Raw genomic sequence first — 16063 nt, 5'->3', positions numbered from 1 at the left:
CATCGCGCAGTTCTTCCACAAAAGGTCCAGCGCTTGCGCTGGTCCGGGTCGAGGGGCGGACAGCCCCCGCGGGGTCCGGGGCAGCGCCCCGGCGCAACGGCTCACGCCGCCTTCTTGACGCGCGCGAGCGTCCCTCGTGCGAGTGCGTCTCGATCCACCTCGTCGAGCGACGTCACCACGAGGTCCGCCCCTGCCGCCCGCAAGAGCTCCTCGTCTCCGAGCCGCGCCACCCCGATCACGCGCATCCCGCCGGCCTTCGCCGCCTGAACCCCCGACGTCGCATCTTCCACCACGAGCGACGCCTCGGGCCGCACGCCGAGATCCGCCGCGGCTCCGAGGAAGATGTCCGGGTAGGGTTTGCCCCTCGGAAACGTCCGGCCGCAGACGTTCGCGTCGAAGAGGTCGACGAGCGTCGTGCCCGGCTCTTTCCCGAGTGGATCCGGCCGGATGCCCGGCATGGGCTCGGGCACGACGATCCGCGCGAGCAGCTCGTTCGCGTTCTTCGATGACGACGCGACCGCCATCGGCAAGCCCATGTCGCGCGCGTCGAGCACGAACCGCAGCGCGTCCGGGAAGGCCTGGAACGCGCCTGCCCGGATGAGGCCGAGGATCTTCGCCTGCTTCGCCGCGCCGTACTCCGCGGCGTGGGCCGCGGCGTCGGGCACGCCGAAGTACTCGAGCGCCGCGCGCGCCCCGTCCTCGCGAGGTTTGCCGGCGACGATCTCCTGGTAGACCGCGGTGTCGAAGCGCTCCGGTGTGTACCGCGACCGAGCCGCGAGGTCCTTCCACGGGCCCCGCATGAGCTCCTCCAAGGTGTCCCGCCAGGCTCGCTCGTGCGGCGAATCGACGAGCACGCCATCCACGTCGAAGAGGATCCCCTCGAACGCCATGGGGGGGCAGATGGAGCCCTGAGAGGCCCACGGGAAGCCCCGCGGCGAGCTCGTCCCGAGGAGGCGATCAGCCGAAGAGGAGCATCGTCGCCGTCTGGTTCACGTGGCCGAGGAACTGCTCGCCGTACGTGCTGAACCCGACCGTCGGGATGCCCTCGAAGAGCGCGCCGTACGGCTCGATGAGCCCTCGCGACTCGATCTCGTGCGTGCGCAGGACGCAGTCGAAGTTGACGAGCGCCGACGCGCCGCCGAGCTCCGCGCGGGCCGTCGCGATCGCGCAGCGCGTGTCCTCCACGATGTCGCTCGCTTCGAGCACCGTGAGGACCGTGCCCTCGGGAACGTTGCAGTAAAAGACCACGCTCTCGCCGCGGATCTGCTGGGGGCTGCGCACGAAGGGGTCGTCGCCGACCATCAGGCCGAGCGGGTGGTTCTGGAAGTGGTTCGCGAGCTCGTCCGCCGGGATCCCGAGCACCTCGGCGTACCGAGTCGCCGCGGGTTTGCCGTCGAACGCATGCACGACGCGCGCGGCCTCGTCGCAGGCAGTGACGCGGAGCGCGCGATCGAGCGGGCGGAAGCTCTGCGTCTTGAACGCGCGGAACGGCACCGCAGGCTCGAGCAGGAGCAGGACCGCGGCGTTCGTGAAGGCCATGCCGTCCTTCGCGACCCACGTCGACGTGAAGGTGAGATCGTCCCCCGCGGAGCCGCCAAGGATCGGAATGTCGGTGAGGTCGCCGAGCCGATCCATGAGGCGCTCCTCGGCGCTGCTGAGGCCGTCGACGAAGAGGAGGCCCACGTGCTGCGATGGATCCAGGCTCGAGAGCGGTCTCCCGAAGTGCGCTTCGAGCGGCGCGAGCGCGTGCTTGACGTCGGTGCGTCCGCGGATGTCCTCGATCACGGCGACAGCCGCGTCCCGCACGATCTCGCTGCCGAGCGCCATCGCAACGACCGAGCCCTTGCGCCACGCGCAGCCCTCGCGCTCGCCAGCCGTCGTGCACCCGACCACGAGCGCGCCCGGAAACGCACGCTGCATCGCCTCGGCGAGCGCGCGAGGATCCCGGCGGCCGCCGGCAAAATAAAGGACCACGACAGGCTCGACCGAGGCGAGCTCCGCGCGCATCAAGCGCGCGACGTCGTCCGCGCCGATCACGGTCGCATGAGCAGTTCGAACGGGCACGTTGACACTTCTCCCTGCGTGCTCTCGAAGAGGATGGCTAGCGTTGCGAGGAAGGCGGCGGTCGCCACGACACGCCCGCAGGCTGCGCAGACAGGTCGACGCCAAGCTCGCGCGCAAGGGCCTCGAGCTTGCGAAGGACCTCAGGATCGTCAGAGGTGGTGTCCGTGTGCTTCGAAGGATCAATGCCCTTCAGCATGAGCTTCGCGCGGACGAACCCCGCCATCGTCGGGTTGCCCCGCGAGCGATGGGCGACGATGGCGTCGATGATCTGCTTGACCTTCCCCGACATGCTTTCGCGAGGTCTCGCGCCTCAAAACGCGGCGCGATCTCCCGCCCCAGAGTCATCATCGCACAAACGTCACATCACGCGCGAGGGCTGAGGGGTGATCTCTTCTTGGGCGCCGCGCCGGGGCGCTGCCCCGGGCCCCGCGGGGGCTATCCGCCCCTCGACCCGGACCAGGGCAAGCCCTGGACTCGTGATGGAAGAACTGCGCGTTGCGCAGTTCTTCCAACAGGCCGGTGGGACCGCGTTGCCAGTCGAAAGGGCAGCGCCGCTGTCTTGATGAGCAGGGTCGCTCATGGTCTTGACTGCGGCCTGTTCGATGAACTGCGCATCGCGCAGTTCATCGACCCCGGGTCCAGCGCTTGCGCTGGTCCGGGTCCAGGGGCGGACAGCCCCTGGTGGGGCCTGGGGCAACGCCCCAGCACAGCGGCCCCAAGACGAGTCTTACAGCCCGATCGGCAACGGGAAGCGGCGCACGTACACGCCGAAGTGGCTCGGGCTGTCGTCTTGCCAGCCGATGGCGACGAAGCCTGCGCCGCCGATCGCCACCGCGGGGCCCTTGCGGAGACCGCTTGTGCCTGCGGGATCGGGGATGTTCGCGACGAACGCGTCGTTCTGGCCGGTGACGCTGTTGTAGCCGAAGCCTGACGTGCCCCCGATGAAGCGCGCGCCGATCGTGCCGCGCTCGTCCTCCCAGACGACCGTGAAGAAGCCGAGACCCGCGGCCACCTTGGGGTTCTGTTGCAAGCCGGCGGTCGTGGTGTTCACGGCCTTTTGATCCTCGGTGCCGGGGACGCGGCTCCCATCCGCGTTGTAGCGCTGGAAGAAGATGTCGCCGCCCGCGTGCCAGATGACGATGAAGCGGCCGTCGGGGAGCATCGCCACGTCGGGTTGATCTTGCAGGCCCGTCGTCGCGTCGTTCACGAGCTCGGGCGTGCTGACGTCGCCGTTCGGCTTGACCATCACCATGACGATGCCGTTGCCGTCGCCGTCGCCTGCGCCTTGGTAGACGACCACCCAGCCGTCCTTGTTGCCTGCGACGCGCGGGGCCGAGCCGTTCGTCGCGATCGGGATCTCGCCCATTGCGGGCTCGAGATCGCCCGTCTTCTTCCAGATGCGACCGAAGACGCCGGTGCCGCGGTTCCACACGACGAGTGCGGCGTCCTCGGGCCCGCCTGCAATGTCGGGTCGGATCTGCACGTCGCCGACCTGCGTGCTGACCTTCAGCGGCGGCACGTCCGCGCAGCCCCACTCGTTCTGGGCGTTCAAGTAGATGTGGTAGTTGTTCGTCGCTTCCTGATCACTCGCGTAGACGATCGCCACGTGATTCAAGCCGACGGGCGCGAGCGAAGGATCACGCTGCACGAGCGGGGGGCCCGACGCCGTCAGGGTGGTGCAGCGCGCGGGGAGCTGGAGCTGCTGCGCGAGCGGATAGGGCTTCTGGATCGGGTAGAGATCCGCGGCGAGGAAGCGCATCAGGATGTCGCCGCCGCCGCTGCCCGTGGTGCTCGTGTACGCGGTGCGCAGCGCGTTCTTGGTTGCGTCGATGCCCGGGCAGAACTCCATCGCGAGGTGCGTCTTCGTGCCCGGCCCGTCGTTGTAGAGCTCGGGCTTCACCACGTTGTCCACGGAGAGCAGGATCTCCTGCGCCGTGCAGTCGCACCGACAAACCGCGTCCGGCGCGATGCCGCCGCACGTCTCGGCGGGGCTGCCGTCGCAGGCGAGCGCCTTCTCCGGGCCGAGGTCGCACTGCTCGCCGGTCCCGATCGCGCCGTCGTTGCAGCACGCGGGCGGCGTGTACCGCTGGACCTTGATCGTCACCTCGAGCGGGTCCTGATCGACCTTCTCCACGGCGCAGCCCTCGGCGAGCACGCCGGCGCTGCCCTCTGCCGTGACCGCGAAGATCTTCTCGGCGCCGTCGCGATCGAGCTCGATCTCCTTGCACCACGTGACGCCCTCGCCGCAGCTCCCTTTCTGCAGCTCGAACGTCTGCACGGCGTCGCCCGTGGGGGCGTTCTCCACGCGGCCCGTCGCGGGCGTGCACGTCGCGTTGCCCGTGTCGAAGACGCGGAGCGTGACGCGCGTCGCCGTGTCGAGGAGCCCCTGGGGCGCCATCATGACGAGGCCCACGTTGACGGGCGCCTCGGTGCAAGCGCCCACGGCAACGGCCACGGGCAGGGCAGGAACGAGGCCCAAGAAAAGGCGTGATCGGCGCATGCGCCGAGTCTAGCGGGTCGCGGCCCGGTTTCGGGAGGCCGTTGATGACCCGATCAGTAGCCGGCGGCGTTGCTCGGGGCGGGCTCGTATGCGCGTTTCGGCGCGGCGTTCACGTTTCGGCCCGGACCACCCCCCGGCGCGGCCTTGGCCTCATTCGCCTCGGTTTCCAGCGCGGGCGAGGCTGCGGCTGCCCTGCCCGCGGGCTTGCCGGCGACCGTTGCCGTCGCGGCCGGCGGCGCTGGGGCCGGAGCTGCGGCGCGGTTCGCCACGGCGCCGCCTCCAGCGTTGTTCATCTGCGTCTGCGCCTCGCTCTCCTTCAGCGCCTCCTCGGCGCGCGCCTTGTATCCGTCGCTCTGCTTGAGCGCCGAATAAAGCTCCCTCGCGCGATCCGTGTTGCCGAGGCTGCGCTGGCACTGCGCCGCTTCCCACATCGCGTCGGCGGCCTGCGGCGTGCCCGGGTAACGCGCGCCGACGTCGTCGTACAGCCGGAGCGCCGCGTCGCAGCCCGAGCCGTCACGCGTGGCCCGCGCCTCGGCGAGCGCCTTCCCCGCGCCGTCCGTCTCCTTCGCCGCGGCCTTGTCCGCCGCGTCGTCCTTGCTCTTCTTCGCGCCCTCCGCGGGCTCGGCGGCGGCCATCGGCATGGGCACTGCGGCCACCGGCGGGGGCTGGGCTGGGGCGGCAGCTTGCGAGAGATCCCCCTCGTCCGGCGCGGGCACGCCGCGCTCGGTCACGCGCACCGGCGTGATCCCGACCGTGCCGGGTTTGGCGCGGAGCAAGAGTAGGCTCGAACCGATCACCAGGAAAAACAGCGCGGCCATCGCGAGCTGCGGCCGCATCGCGTGGCTGCCGGCCCAGGCGAGGGCGCGCAGGGCCTTGCGGTGCCAGGGCGTCGTGCGTTGCGCGTCCGTCACTGCGGCGAGGATGCGATCTTCGAGGCCGGGGCTCGGCTCTTCGAGCGGCAGCATCGCGACCTCGCGCGTCGCGCGGAGCCCGTTCCAGGCCTCGCCGCAGCGCGCGCAGGACTCCACGTGCCGGCGGAGCGCCGCGTACGTGAGCTCGTCGAGCTCCTCGTACAGCGCATCCATCACGACCTGGTCGAACTTCTGGCAATCCATGGGAGCACCTTGCCCGGCGTTTATCGCAGGGCTCGAGCGTAGTCCTCGTACTCGGCGAGCGCTTCCTGCAAGCGCTCGAGGGCGTATCGCATCCTGCTCTTGACGGTATTTTCCGGCACCCCGGTGATCTCGGCGATGTCCTTGAACGGCACGTTGCCGATCTCCCGCAAAAGAAAGACCTCGCGTTGCTCGGGGGGCAACCGCTCCACGGCGTGGGTGATCCGATGCCCGAGCTCGGCGCCGATCGCGACCCGCTCGACCGAGGCCGTGGGGTGCGCGTCGGCCGTGCGCTCGGCGAGCGTCGGCCCCTCCTCGCCGCTTCCCGTGCTCGTGGCCTGATCCAGCGACGGATGCCGCCTTAGCGCGGCTTTCCGCAGGTGGTCGATGCAGACGTTCCGGGCGATGGCGTAGGCCCACGTGGAGAAGCGGGCCTCATGCTTGAAGTCGGCTGCGTTCTGCACGATTTTGACGAACACGTCCTGCACGAGATCCTCGGCGATCTGGGGCGCGCGGACCTGGCGAAGGATGAAGTTGTAGACGTTCGTCTTGTGCCTACGGACGAGACCGGCGAACGCCGCTCGGTCACCACCCTGGAACCGCATCATCAGGACCTCGTCGGTCACCTCCTCGCGAGAGATGCTCGCCATCGTCACCTCCTCGTTCCTCGCACTCCCGCGGATGCGGAGGCGGGCGAAAGGGGGCCGTGGCGAAGAGCGAACCGGGGTTTGGGGCGAAGGGCGCCGTCAGGCGACCCGAAGCCCCAAGCGTCGAACTGCTCCATGGGACGCGCGACGGGGCCCGAAGTTCTGATCGCAGGGGGTCGTCGCTGCACGACGCCACCTTACCGGATCGGGACACGGGCGGAGCCGCGAAGTTTGGGTAGCGGGGCGCCTTGGAAAGACCTCGCGCCAGGGCGGACACGGAGCGCCAGCAAATTCACGCCACGTCACGTTCCCGTGTCGCGCCGGGTCCTCGGTTGCATCAGCGCGCTCCCGGAACGTACACTGCGAAGGCCGGCAAGCATGGCCGGGCGACAGCGTGTCCTCCCGCCTTCCTTCGACGATTGGGGTTGGTCTTCATGCGATTGCTCCCGAAGACGCTCGCCGTGACCTTCGCGGCAACCTGGCTGACCGTGGCGCCGGCGTTCGCCCAGGCCCCCACGGCGCCACCGCCTGCGGCCGGCCCCGGTGCGCTTCAGGCCGTTCCGCCCGGCCAAACCCCGCTCCCCGCGGCGCCGACGCAGCCCGGCATGCAGCAGCCGCCGATGCAACCCGGCATGCAACCTCAGCCGCAGCCGGGCCTGCAACCCCAGCCGCCGATGCAGCCCGGCATGCAACCCGCGCCTCCCGCGGGGATGCCCGGCGCGCAGCCCGCCCCCGGGGCGCAGCAGCCCGCGCCCGGCATGGATGGCCAGACGTACGCGGTGCGACTGCGGGATCTCGAGCAGCGCATCGACGAGCTGAAGGAGCAGATCCGTCGCAGTCACACGCGGCTCTCGCTGCTCAGCGACACGATCCTGTCGAGCGGCGGCGCCGGCTCCCGCGCGAACCTCAAGTACACGAACGAGCTTTCGGGCGCCTTCAAGATCACGCGCCTGCTCGTCGTCCTCGACGGCGCCGTTCAGTACAACAAGACCGATCAGACGGGCGCGATCGCCGAGGCCGGCGAGATCCCGATCTTCAACGGCTCGATCCCGCCCGGCGATCACACCGTGCAGGTCCTCGTGAACCTGCAGGGCAACGGCTACGGCGTCTTCTCCTACATGCGCGGCTACAGGCTCGAGGTCCGCTCGAACCACTCGTTCACCGCGCTCGAAGGCAAGACGATGACGCTGCAGATCGTGTCGTTCGAGAAGGGCGGCGTGACCACGCCGATCGAGGAGCGCCCCGCGGTGCGGTTCGTCGAGAAGGTCACGCAAGGGCTCTCGGATCCGAACGCCCCCGCGGGCGCGCCGGCGCCGCAGGGCGTCGCCAAGTGAGCGATCTCCGGAAGGCGCACGCATGAACGGCACACGCGGTTTCCGCACGCGGAAGGCGCTCCTCGCGGGCCTCGTCGCGGCCTTCGCGGCCCTCGCGCCGAGCCTCGCCCACGCGCTCGACCCCGAGCAGGCGATCACCGGCGCCTCGCAGCAGATCACGATCGCGTCGAACGGCCTGCGCGCGATCGAGGACGCGATCCAGAAGTCGAAGGGCCGCGAGCGTACGCCCGCGCAGCGCATCGCCGACGCCGTGCTCCTCGTGGGCTCGAGGGACTGGGAGCGCGCGGCGACGCTGCTGAACGAGATCATCGAGAAGTACCCCGATCACCCGACCGCGTACCCCGACGCGCTCTCGCTGCTCGGCGAGACGTACTTCCAGTCGCGTCAGTACCTCTCGGCGCGGCGCGTCTACTTCAAGATCACGGACCGCACACAGGAGCCGCGCTTCTTGACCTACCAGGGCAAGGCGCTCGAGCGGCTCGTCGACATCGCGCTGCGCACGAAGGATTACCGGCACCTCGACGACGTCTTCGCCGCGATGAACCGCCTCCCGCCTGCCGCGGTGACGAGCGGGATTTCGTACGCGCGCGGAAAAGGTCTCGTCGTGAAGAAGGACTGGGCGGGCGCGAAGGCGGCGCTCGCGCCGGTCGATCCGAAGAGCGAGTACGCGCATCAGGCGGGGTATCTGCTCGGCGTCGTGGCCATGAAGGAGGCGACGCCGCCGCCGGTCCCGCTCGCCGAGGGCGAGGTGCCGCCGCGCGCGCCGCGGAGCCGTTACGTCGGAGCGATCGATCAGTTCCGCAAGGTCACGCAGCTCCCGCCGGACTCGAAGGAGCACGAGCGGGTGATCGACATGGCATGGCTCGCGATCGGGCGGCTCTTCTACGAGTCGGATCAGTGGGCGCAGGCCGTGGATGCGTACAACCACATCGACCGATCCTCGCCGGAGTTCGGGACGATGCTGTACGAGCTCGGCTGGGTGTACGTCCGTCTCGGCGACGTCGAGCGCGCACAGCGGGCTCTCGAGGTCCTCTCCGTCGCGGATCCGAACAGCCAGAACATCGCGGACGGCTCGCTGCTCCGCGCCGACCTCATGCTGCGCGCGGGCCAGTTCGAAAAGTCGCTCAAGGTCTACGAGGGCGTACGTGCGAACTACGATCCGATGCGCGCGCGTGTCGACGCGTTCCTCGGCGCGACCAGCGATCCGGCCGTCTACTACGACAAGCTGAGCCAGGAGCAGCTCGACGTCCTCGATTCGAGCTCCGGCTTGCCCACGCTGGCGATCCAGTGGGCGCGCGAGGCGGAGGACGGCCCGGCCGCGTTCGCCGTGATCGAGGGCATCGCGCAGTGCCGCGAGCTCATTCAGCAGTCGAACGATCTCATCGAGAAGCTGAACGCGGTCGTCGCCTCGACGAACCGCGTCCGCGCGTTCCCCGAGCTCAAGGCGGGCGAGGAGAAGGCGCTCGGGCTCATCAACCGCGTGGGTCTCGCGCGGCTTTCGATCGGGCAGGGCATGGACGAGATCGAGTCCTCGGCGCTCTCGGGCGAGATCGGACAGGTGCGCGCGCGCCGCCGTTCGCTGGAAAAACGGCTCGGGTTGATTCCGGTCAACGACTCGGATTTCCAGGAGCGCGAGGGGCAGGCGCTCAAGCAGTGGAACGGCGCGTCGCAGTCGGTCCAGCGCATGACGCTCGAGGTGGACTCGCTCCAGGCGCAGGTGAACGGCCTCCGGCGCATGTTGCGCGAGGCGCCGCAGGCGGGCGTCGTGCGGGATCCGGCGGCGGTCGCGCGCTTCGAGCAGGAGCTCGCCGTGCACGAGCGCGATCTCGCGGTCTACCGCAAGCACATCGTGGACCTCCGCAAGCTCGTGGGCGCAGGCAAGATGCAGGTCGGCTTCGGCGATCAGCGCTTCATCGAGGACGCGCAGGTACGGCAGGCGTACCGCGAGGCGATCGTGCGAGAGGTGCAGCTCGCGATGGCGGGGCAGGGGGGTGCATCGCTCGCCGCTTACGCGAAGCGCGTCGCGCCGCTCCTGCAGAAGGGCGACGAGACGGACGCGAAGGTCTTCGCGGCGTTGAGCGAGCTCGAGCGCGAGGTCGCGCGGAGGACGACGGACGTGCGGGCGATCCTGGCGCGCGAGACGGCCGCGGTGGTGGGGTACGAGGTGGAGCTCGAGCGGCTCGACAAGGAGGCGCGCGGCGTCGTGGGCGAGGTGGCCATGCGGAACTTCGGCCTCGTGCGCGACCGGCTGCGGAGCATCGTCTTGCGTGCGGACGTGGGCATCACCGAGGAGGCGTGGGAGGTGCGCGAGGAGCAGATGACCCGCGTGCGCAGCCTGCGCGTCGAGCGAGCGCGCGAGGAGAAGCTCTTGCGGGAGGAGCTCGACGAGGTCCTCGACGACAGCGGCGCGCCCGAGACGGAGGGCAAATGAGCGTGCTTCGTCGATCCTCGTCGCGGTCGGGTCGTGGCGCGTCGTCGATCCTCGCGCTCCTCGTGGCGACGTGCGTCGCGGGAAGCGCCGCGTCACAGCCGCAGCCTTTTCCTCCGACGGCAGCGCCCACGGCGCCTCCGGCCGCGATGCCCACGGCCCCTCCGGGCGCGGTTCCCACGGCGCCGTCGAGCGCCGCGCCTCCGACGGCAGTGCCTCCCACCGCAGCGCCTCCGAGCGCGGCTCCCACGACGTCCGCGAGCGCGCCGCCCATCCCACCGCCGACGCCCGCGTTCAAGCCGCGCGTGCAGGCGCCTCCGCCTCCTCCTCCCACGCCCGAGCAGGTCGCGGTGCTCGCGGAGCTCGAGAAGGAAGCCGCGGCGTACGAGCAGGCCGCGCGCGACTACCGCTCCTCGATCACGCGGATCATCCAGCAGCACTACGAAGAGCGAAGGCGCCGCGTCATCGCCGCGCTCGATCGCGAGATCGACGTCGAGCAGAGGGACCTCCGGACGGCGCGCGAGGAGGCGATCCGCCGCCTCGAAAAGTTCGTCGATACGTACAGCGGCAGGAACGCGCACCCCGAGAGCACGCCCACGGCCATGTTCCGCCTCGCGGCGCTCTACGAGGAGCGCGCCCGCGAGGACACGGACGTCTCCGACGATCTGGCCATCGGCCTCCGGCCCGCGATCGCGCTCTACAAGCGCATCATCCGCGAGTTCCCGCAGTACAAGGAGCTCGCCGGCGTCTACTACTACCTCGGCCACGCGCTGAACGACTCGGCGCGGATCTTCGAGGCGCAGCAGGTCTTCCGGTCGCTCGTCTGCCACGACCGCTACCCGTACCCCGTTCCTACGGATCCGAAAGATCCGACGCGCGACGTGGTCGGCAAGCTCCCGCAGGATCACGATCGCGACTACTGGCTCGGCTGGGAGGCGCGGCACCCGATCCCCATCGGCGAGGCCGCAAAACGCAAGGCCGCGCAGCCCCCGCCGAAGAAGACGAACGCCAAGGGGAAGGGCAAGCAGAAGGAGCCGGAGCCCGAGCCGGAGGCGCCGGCGATCGAGGACGAGCTCGTCTTCGTCAACCCGTACCCCGACAGCTGCAAGCCGATCCCGCAGAAGGTCGCGGAGGGCGCGGAGCCGCGGTACCTCGCCGAGGTCTGGTGGCTCATCGGCGACTACCACTTCAACGAGATCGATCCCGGCGGCGGGCCCTTCAGCTTGAACCGCGCCGAGGTCGCGTACACGCGATCGCTCCAGTACAAAAAGCCGCCCGTCTACGGCGTCGCGATGTACAAGCTCGCCTGGACGTACTTCAAGCAGCTCCGCTACGAGACGAGCGTCCGGCAGTTCGTCGAGCTGCTCAAGTACACCGACGAACAGGAAAAACTCACGGGTGATCCGGGCACGGATTTCCGCGGCGAGTCGTACACGTACATCGCCGGCGCGCTCACGTTCCTCGACTTCACGGGGCCTGCGGCCGACGAGCCCTTCGTCCCGCGCAGCGACATCCTCGACCTCGAGCAGGACCCGCGGATCCGCGAGCAGAAGATGCGCATCGCGATCGAGCGTGTGCAGAACGCGGCGCTCATCCCGCAGGATCGCAAGTGGTCCGTCGAGATCTACAAAGCGCTCGCGGCCGAGTTCAAGGAGCTGAACCAGTACCGGAACACGATCGAGGTCTCGGAGCTCATCCTCAAAAAGTGGCCGATGCACCGCGATGCGCCCGTCATGCAGGCGCAGATCGCGGACATCTACGACACGCTCACGGGCCAGTCGCGCGAGGGCACGGCCGAGCGCGCGGAGAACGCGGCCAAAGCCCTCGACGCGCGCACGAAGCTCGCGAACTACGTCGGCAAGACGCCGTGGGTCGAGGCGAACAAGGACGATCCCGAGGCCATCCAGACCGCCGAACGCCTCGTGCGCGGCGGCCTGCGACGCGCCGCGGCCGATCACACGAACGCGGGCAGCGCGCTCGTGAACGCAGCGATCCAGAGCGGCGAGCAGGAGACGCGCACCAAGCTCTTCGAACGTGCGCTCTCCGAGTACCGCATGGCCGCGCTCGGTTGGCAGGGCGTCCTGCAGGAGGACGAGAACGCGCCCGATGCGTACGACAGCCGCTACTGGCTCGCCGACGCGAACCACATGGTCGTGGTGATCCAGGTGGCGATGGATCGCTCGCCGACGGTCGACGAGGTCGAGACCGCGCGGCGCACCGCCGTCGACGTCCGCGACTCGAACGAGGACGACAAGCACCTGCAGCCCGCGGCGTTCATGGTCGTCGACACCGCGTACCAGGCGCTGCTCGACCAGTACAAGCTCTACAAGCGCACCGGCGGGCAAGAGGGGATCGAGCAACGCACGGGCCTCAAGATCGTCACGGAGAACGACAAGCAGAAGGTCGTCGCCGAGGAGCTGCCGAAGGTCATCAAGGACGCGGTCGCCGCGCGCGACGAGTACATCCAGCGCGTGCCTCCGGCGAGTGATCTCTCGACGCGGGATCCGCAGACGAACCAGGATCAGAAGAACAGCGATCTCTACGCGTACCAGTCGGCCGAGTTCTTCTTCCTCTACGGCAACTTCCCCGAGGCGCGCCGCAGGCTCGAGCCGATCTACGCCGAGCAGTGCGGCAAGACGCCGTTCGGCTACCTCGCGTGGGAAAAACTCACGACGATGGCGAACCTCGAGAACGACGTGCCGCGCTCGCGCGCGCTCGCCGAGGCCGCGATGGCGAAGAGCTGCGCCGTGAGCGAGGAGCAGAAGCTCAAGGAGACGGGCATCGCCCAGCCCACGATCTCGCGCGGCTACTACGTCGACGCCGCGGCGAAGTTCGAGAAGGCCGAGAAGATGCCCGACGGCCCCGAGCGCGTGCAGGCGTGGCGCGAGGCGGCGGCGCTCTACCGCGTGGCGCTCGAAAAGGCCCCGGCGCGGGACGAGGCGCCCGAGGCCGCGATGAACGGCGCGTACTGCTACAAGCAGGTCGGCGACTACGACCAGGCCATCGAGATGTACACGCTCTTCATCAAGGAGTACGGGAGCGAGGCGAACCTCTCGAAGCTGGAGAAGGGCGACGAGGCCGCGAAGCCGCCGAAGCCCGCGGATCCAAAGCGCTACGCCGAGCGCGTGAAGTACCTGAAGCAGGCCTACGACGCGCTCAGCGCGGCGTACGTGCTCTTCTTCAACTACCGCGCCGCCGCCGAGACGTACGACACGATCTCGCGCAACGGCCGCTTCGAAAAACCGGCGCGGCGCGAGGCGGCCCGCAGCGCGGTGCTCCTCTACGCGAACGTGGGCGAGCGGGATCGCATGATCGCCTCGCGCAACGGGTTCCTGAACCTCGAGGCGCCGATCGAGCAGAAGGCCGAGATCGACTACATCGTCGCGTCGGCCGACCTCAAGGCGTGGGACGAGAAGGGGCTCGACGAGGGCGCGAACAAGGCCGCGCGCATCAAGGCGATGGACGCGATGGAGGGCTACTACGAGATGAACCGCCTGACGCCGGCGGCCACGCCGTTTCTCGTCCAGGCGGCCTACCACGCGGCGAAGATGCGCAAGGCGGCCGGTGATCCGAAGGCGTTCGAGTGGTGCCGCAACACCACCGGCGCGTTCGACAAGTTCAAGGCGTTCGCCGCCGTCGACGGCAAGAAGGCGCTCGGCACGATGCAAGCCGACATGGCCGCCGAGTGCGCCTATGGCGTCATCAACGACAAGCTCCGGCAGTCGTGGGACTACGACGCCGGCCACCACCGCTACGCCGGCGTCATCGACAAGGTCGTCAAGACGTACTCCGATGACCTCAAGAAGGCGGGCGACACGCACTTCAACGACCTACAGTCCGTGATCAAGACGTACGAGTCGCGCGCCTTGTCCGTCGCGGCCTTCGCGCGACAAGGCTCGCTCTACGACTCGTGCCGCACGGGCCTCTACAACACGCGCCCGCCGGGCCTGAAGCTCTACACCGACCGCGAGGAGAAGCTCCTCAAGCTCGCGGAGACGAGCGATCGCGAGGACCTGCAGGAGACCGCGGACGCCATCCGCCAGAAGCGCCGCGAGCAGTGGCGCGAGGCGCGCGAGCGGCTCCTCAACGACGCCGACCGCGCCATGATCAAGTTCTACGTGCAAGCCGTGGTCTACGCGCGAGCGTGGAACGTGCGAAACCCCGAGGTCGACCAGGCGATCCAGAGGCTCGCGTTCTTCACGGACATCCTCGGCGACGCGAAGATCCGCGACATGAGCCAGGGCATCATCGATCCCGAGACGGGGCAGCCGTTCCAGTACCAGGACGGCATGTTCCTGCGCACGCGGCCGGGCATGGCGCCCGCGCTCCAGCCCGACGGCCTGCCCGCGCCGCTCCCGGTGACGTTGCCATGAAGCGTTCGCCTCGCCTGGTTTTCGCGGCTCTCGCGTGCGCGCTCGTGCCGCTCCTCGCGGCCTCCTGCGAGGAGACGACCTCGCAGCAGAAGCCGCAGACGCCGCCGCAACCCTCGGCCGCGTATCCGAATGGCCCGAACGGGATGAACCCGTGGGGCCAGCCGATGGGCCAAGCCCCGCCGGTCGTGGGCATGAGCCCGACGCCGAGCGCGCCGCCGACGCTCACGACGGCGCCGCCGATGCCCCCGCCCGCGCCGCTCCCGCCTGCTGCGGCTGGGCCTTATCAACAAGGCATGGCTGCGTTCGCCGCGGGGGATCTCAACGCGGCGAAGGGCCTCTTCCAGCAGGTCATCCAGACCGACGCGCGCGCGCACCACGCGCACTACTCGCTCGGCGCCGTGCAGGAGCGCCTGCGCGAGCCCGAGGCCGCGTCGAGCTACCAGAAGGCCCTCTCCATCACGCCCGACTACGAGCCCGCGATCATCGCCTACGCGATGCTGCAAGCGCGGAAGGGCAACCTCGGCGAGGCCGAACGCCTTCTCACCGAGAAGCGCGCCACCATGCCTCGCTCGGCCGCGGTCACGGCCACGCTCGCCGAGGTGAAGAGCCTGCAGAAGGACACCGGATCGGCGCAACGCCTCGCGCAGGAAGCGCTCAAGATCAACCCGGACTACCGGCCTGCGATGGTCGTGATCGCCCGTGACCACTACCGCAACCGCAGGCTCGATCTCGCGCTCTACGCGCTCCAGGCGATCCTCGACGGGTTCGGCACGGACAATCCTCCGCGCGACAAGGAAAACCCCGAGGCGCTGCTGCTGCGTGGCCTCATCCTGCGTGAGCAATCCCAGCGCGCCGGCGCCATGGACAACTTCCGCCGCGCCGTGCAACGCAGGCCCGATCTCGTCGAGGCGCGCGTGCAGCTCGCCGCGATGCTTCTCGAAGCGGGCAACGGCCAGGAGGCGCTCCCGCTCCTCGAAGGCGCGGTCCGCTACGACGGCGACAACCTCCCCGCGCACCTCGCGCTCGGCGACACGTATCGTTTGCTCGGCCGTTACGGCGACGCGAAGCGCGAGTTCGAGTGGGTGCTCGCGCGCGACGCCTCCATGCCGCAGGTCCACTACGACCTCGGCTTGCTTTACCTCTTCGCGCCCAGCGTCCCCGGCATGTCGGCCAAGCAGCAGGTCGCCGAGGCGATCGTCGAGCTGAAGAAGTATCAAGAGCTCCGGCGCAAAGGAGAGCGCGACGACTCCGAAGAGCTCCTCCAGCGCGCGAAGCTCAAGGAAGGCGAGCTCTCGGCCGCGGCCGCTGCTGCTGCCGAAGCACCTGCGCCCGTCGCTTCGCTCCCGAGCCCGGCGAGCAACGCGGATGCTGGTGCTTCGGATGCAGCCCCGCCTCTGCCGAACACGGCGCCTACGGGCACGCCACCCGCGAACTCCGCGGCCCCGCCGCCGCCTGCGAACTCTGCGGCCCCGCCGCCTGCGCCTGCGCCGCCGGATGGTAGCTCCGCCGCGCCTGCGCCTACACCCGCGCCGCCCCCTGCGCCGGCGCCCACGCCGACGAGCACCATCGTCGCGCCTTTCTCTACGCCGCCCCCGGGCTTCTAGG

General features: G+C 69.6%; 10 protein-coding genes. 4 read left to right on the top strand and 6 right to left on the bottom strand.

Features of this window, described 5'->3' with window-relative positions; all coding sequences use genetic code 11:
- Positions 1-101 precede the first annotated feature (101 nt).
- The 6 genes from KEG38_RS36880 to KEG38_RS36855 form a co-directional block, all read right to left on the bottom strand.
- On the bottom strand, positions 102-890 hold the full coding sequence (locus tag KEG38_RS36880) for an HAD family hydrolase (protein ID WP_272425098.1): 789 nt from the start codon (positions 888-890) through the stop codon (positions 102-104).
- A 67-nt stretch (positions 891-957) separates the two neighbouring features.
- Positions 958-2064 carry an FIST signal transduction protein gene (locus KEG38_RS36875; RefSeq protein WP_272425097.1) on the bottom strand — a complete coding sequence of 369 codons (1107 nt, stop codon included), beginning with the start codon at positions 2062-2064 and terminating at the stop codon, positions 958-960.
- Positions 2065-2101: 37 nt separating this feature from the next.
- Positions 2102-2353 (bottom strand): hypothetical protein, encoded by a 252-nt coding sequence (locus KEG38_RS36870; RefSeq protein ID WP_272425096.1) that lies wholly within the window; start codon positions 2351-2353, stop codon positions 2102-2104.
- Between the two features lie 438 nt (positions 2354-2791).
- Complete coding sequence (locus KEG38_RS36865; protein WP_272425095.1) at positions 2792-4564, bottom strand: hypothetical protein; 1773 nt, start codon at positions 4562-4564, stop codon at positions 2792-2794.
- A gap of 53 nt (positions 4565-4617) precedes the next feature.
- Entirely contained in the window at positions 4618-5679 is a 1062-nt protein-coding gene (locus KEG38_RS36860) for a tetratricopeptide repeat protein (protein ID WP_272425094.1), read from the bottom strand.
- A gap of 20 nt (positions 5680-5699) precedes the next feature.
- Positions 5700-6326 (bottom strand): RNA polymerase sigma factor, encoded by a 627-nt coding sequence (locus KEG38_RS36855; protein ID WP_272425093.1) that lies wholly within the window; start codon positions 6324-6326, stop codon positions 5700-5702.
- 431 nt (positions 6327-6757) lie between these two features.
- Between KEG38_RS36855 and KEG38_RS36850 the strand changes: the two genes are divergently transcribed.
- Genes KEG38_RS36850 through KEG38_RS36835 form a run of 4 tightly spaced genes read left to right on the top strand, consistent with a single transcriptional unit; the run spans position 6758 to position 16062 of the window.
- A complete protein-coding gene (locus KEG38_RS36850) occupies positions 6758-7657 on the top strand; it encodes a hypothetical protein (RefSeq protein ID WP_272425092.1) in 900 nt (299 codons plus the stop codon).
- Between the two features lie 22 nt (positions 7658-7679).
- Positions 7680-10088, top strand: a complete 2409-nt coding sequence (locus KEG38_RS36845) for a tetratricopeptide repeat protein (RefSeq protein ID WP_272425091.1) — start codon at positions 7680-7682, stop codon at positions 10086-10088.
- Positions 10085-14458 (top strand): tetratricopeptide repeat protein, encoded by a 4374-nt coding sequence (locus tag KEG38_RS36840; protein ID WP_272425090.1) that lies wholly within the window; start codon positions 10085-10087, stop codon positions 14456-14458. The genes KEG38_RS36845 and KEG38_RS36840 overlap by 4 nt, the downstream gene beginning before the upstream one ends.
- Complete coding sequence (locus KEG38_RS36835; RefSeq protein WP_272425089.1) at positions 14455-16062, top strand: tetratricopeptide repeat protein; 1608 nt, start codon at positions 14455-14457, stop codon at positions 16060-16062. The genes KEG38_RS36840 and KEG38_RS36835 overlap by 4 nt, the downstream gene beginning before the upstream one ends.
- The last annotated feature ends 1 nt before the right edge of the window (position 16063 follow it).

Origin of the sequence: Polyangium jinanense, assembly GCF_028435265.1 — a bacterium.
GTDB lineage: Bacteria > Myxococcota_A > Polyangia > Polyangiales > Polyangiaceae > Polyangium > Polyangium jinanense.
The sequence above is the reverse complement of the archived record's forward strand: the minus strand, read 5'-3'. Positions and strand labels throughout refer to the sequence as shown.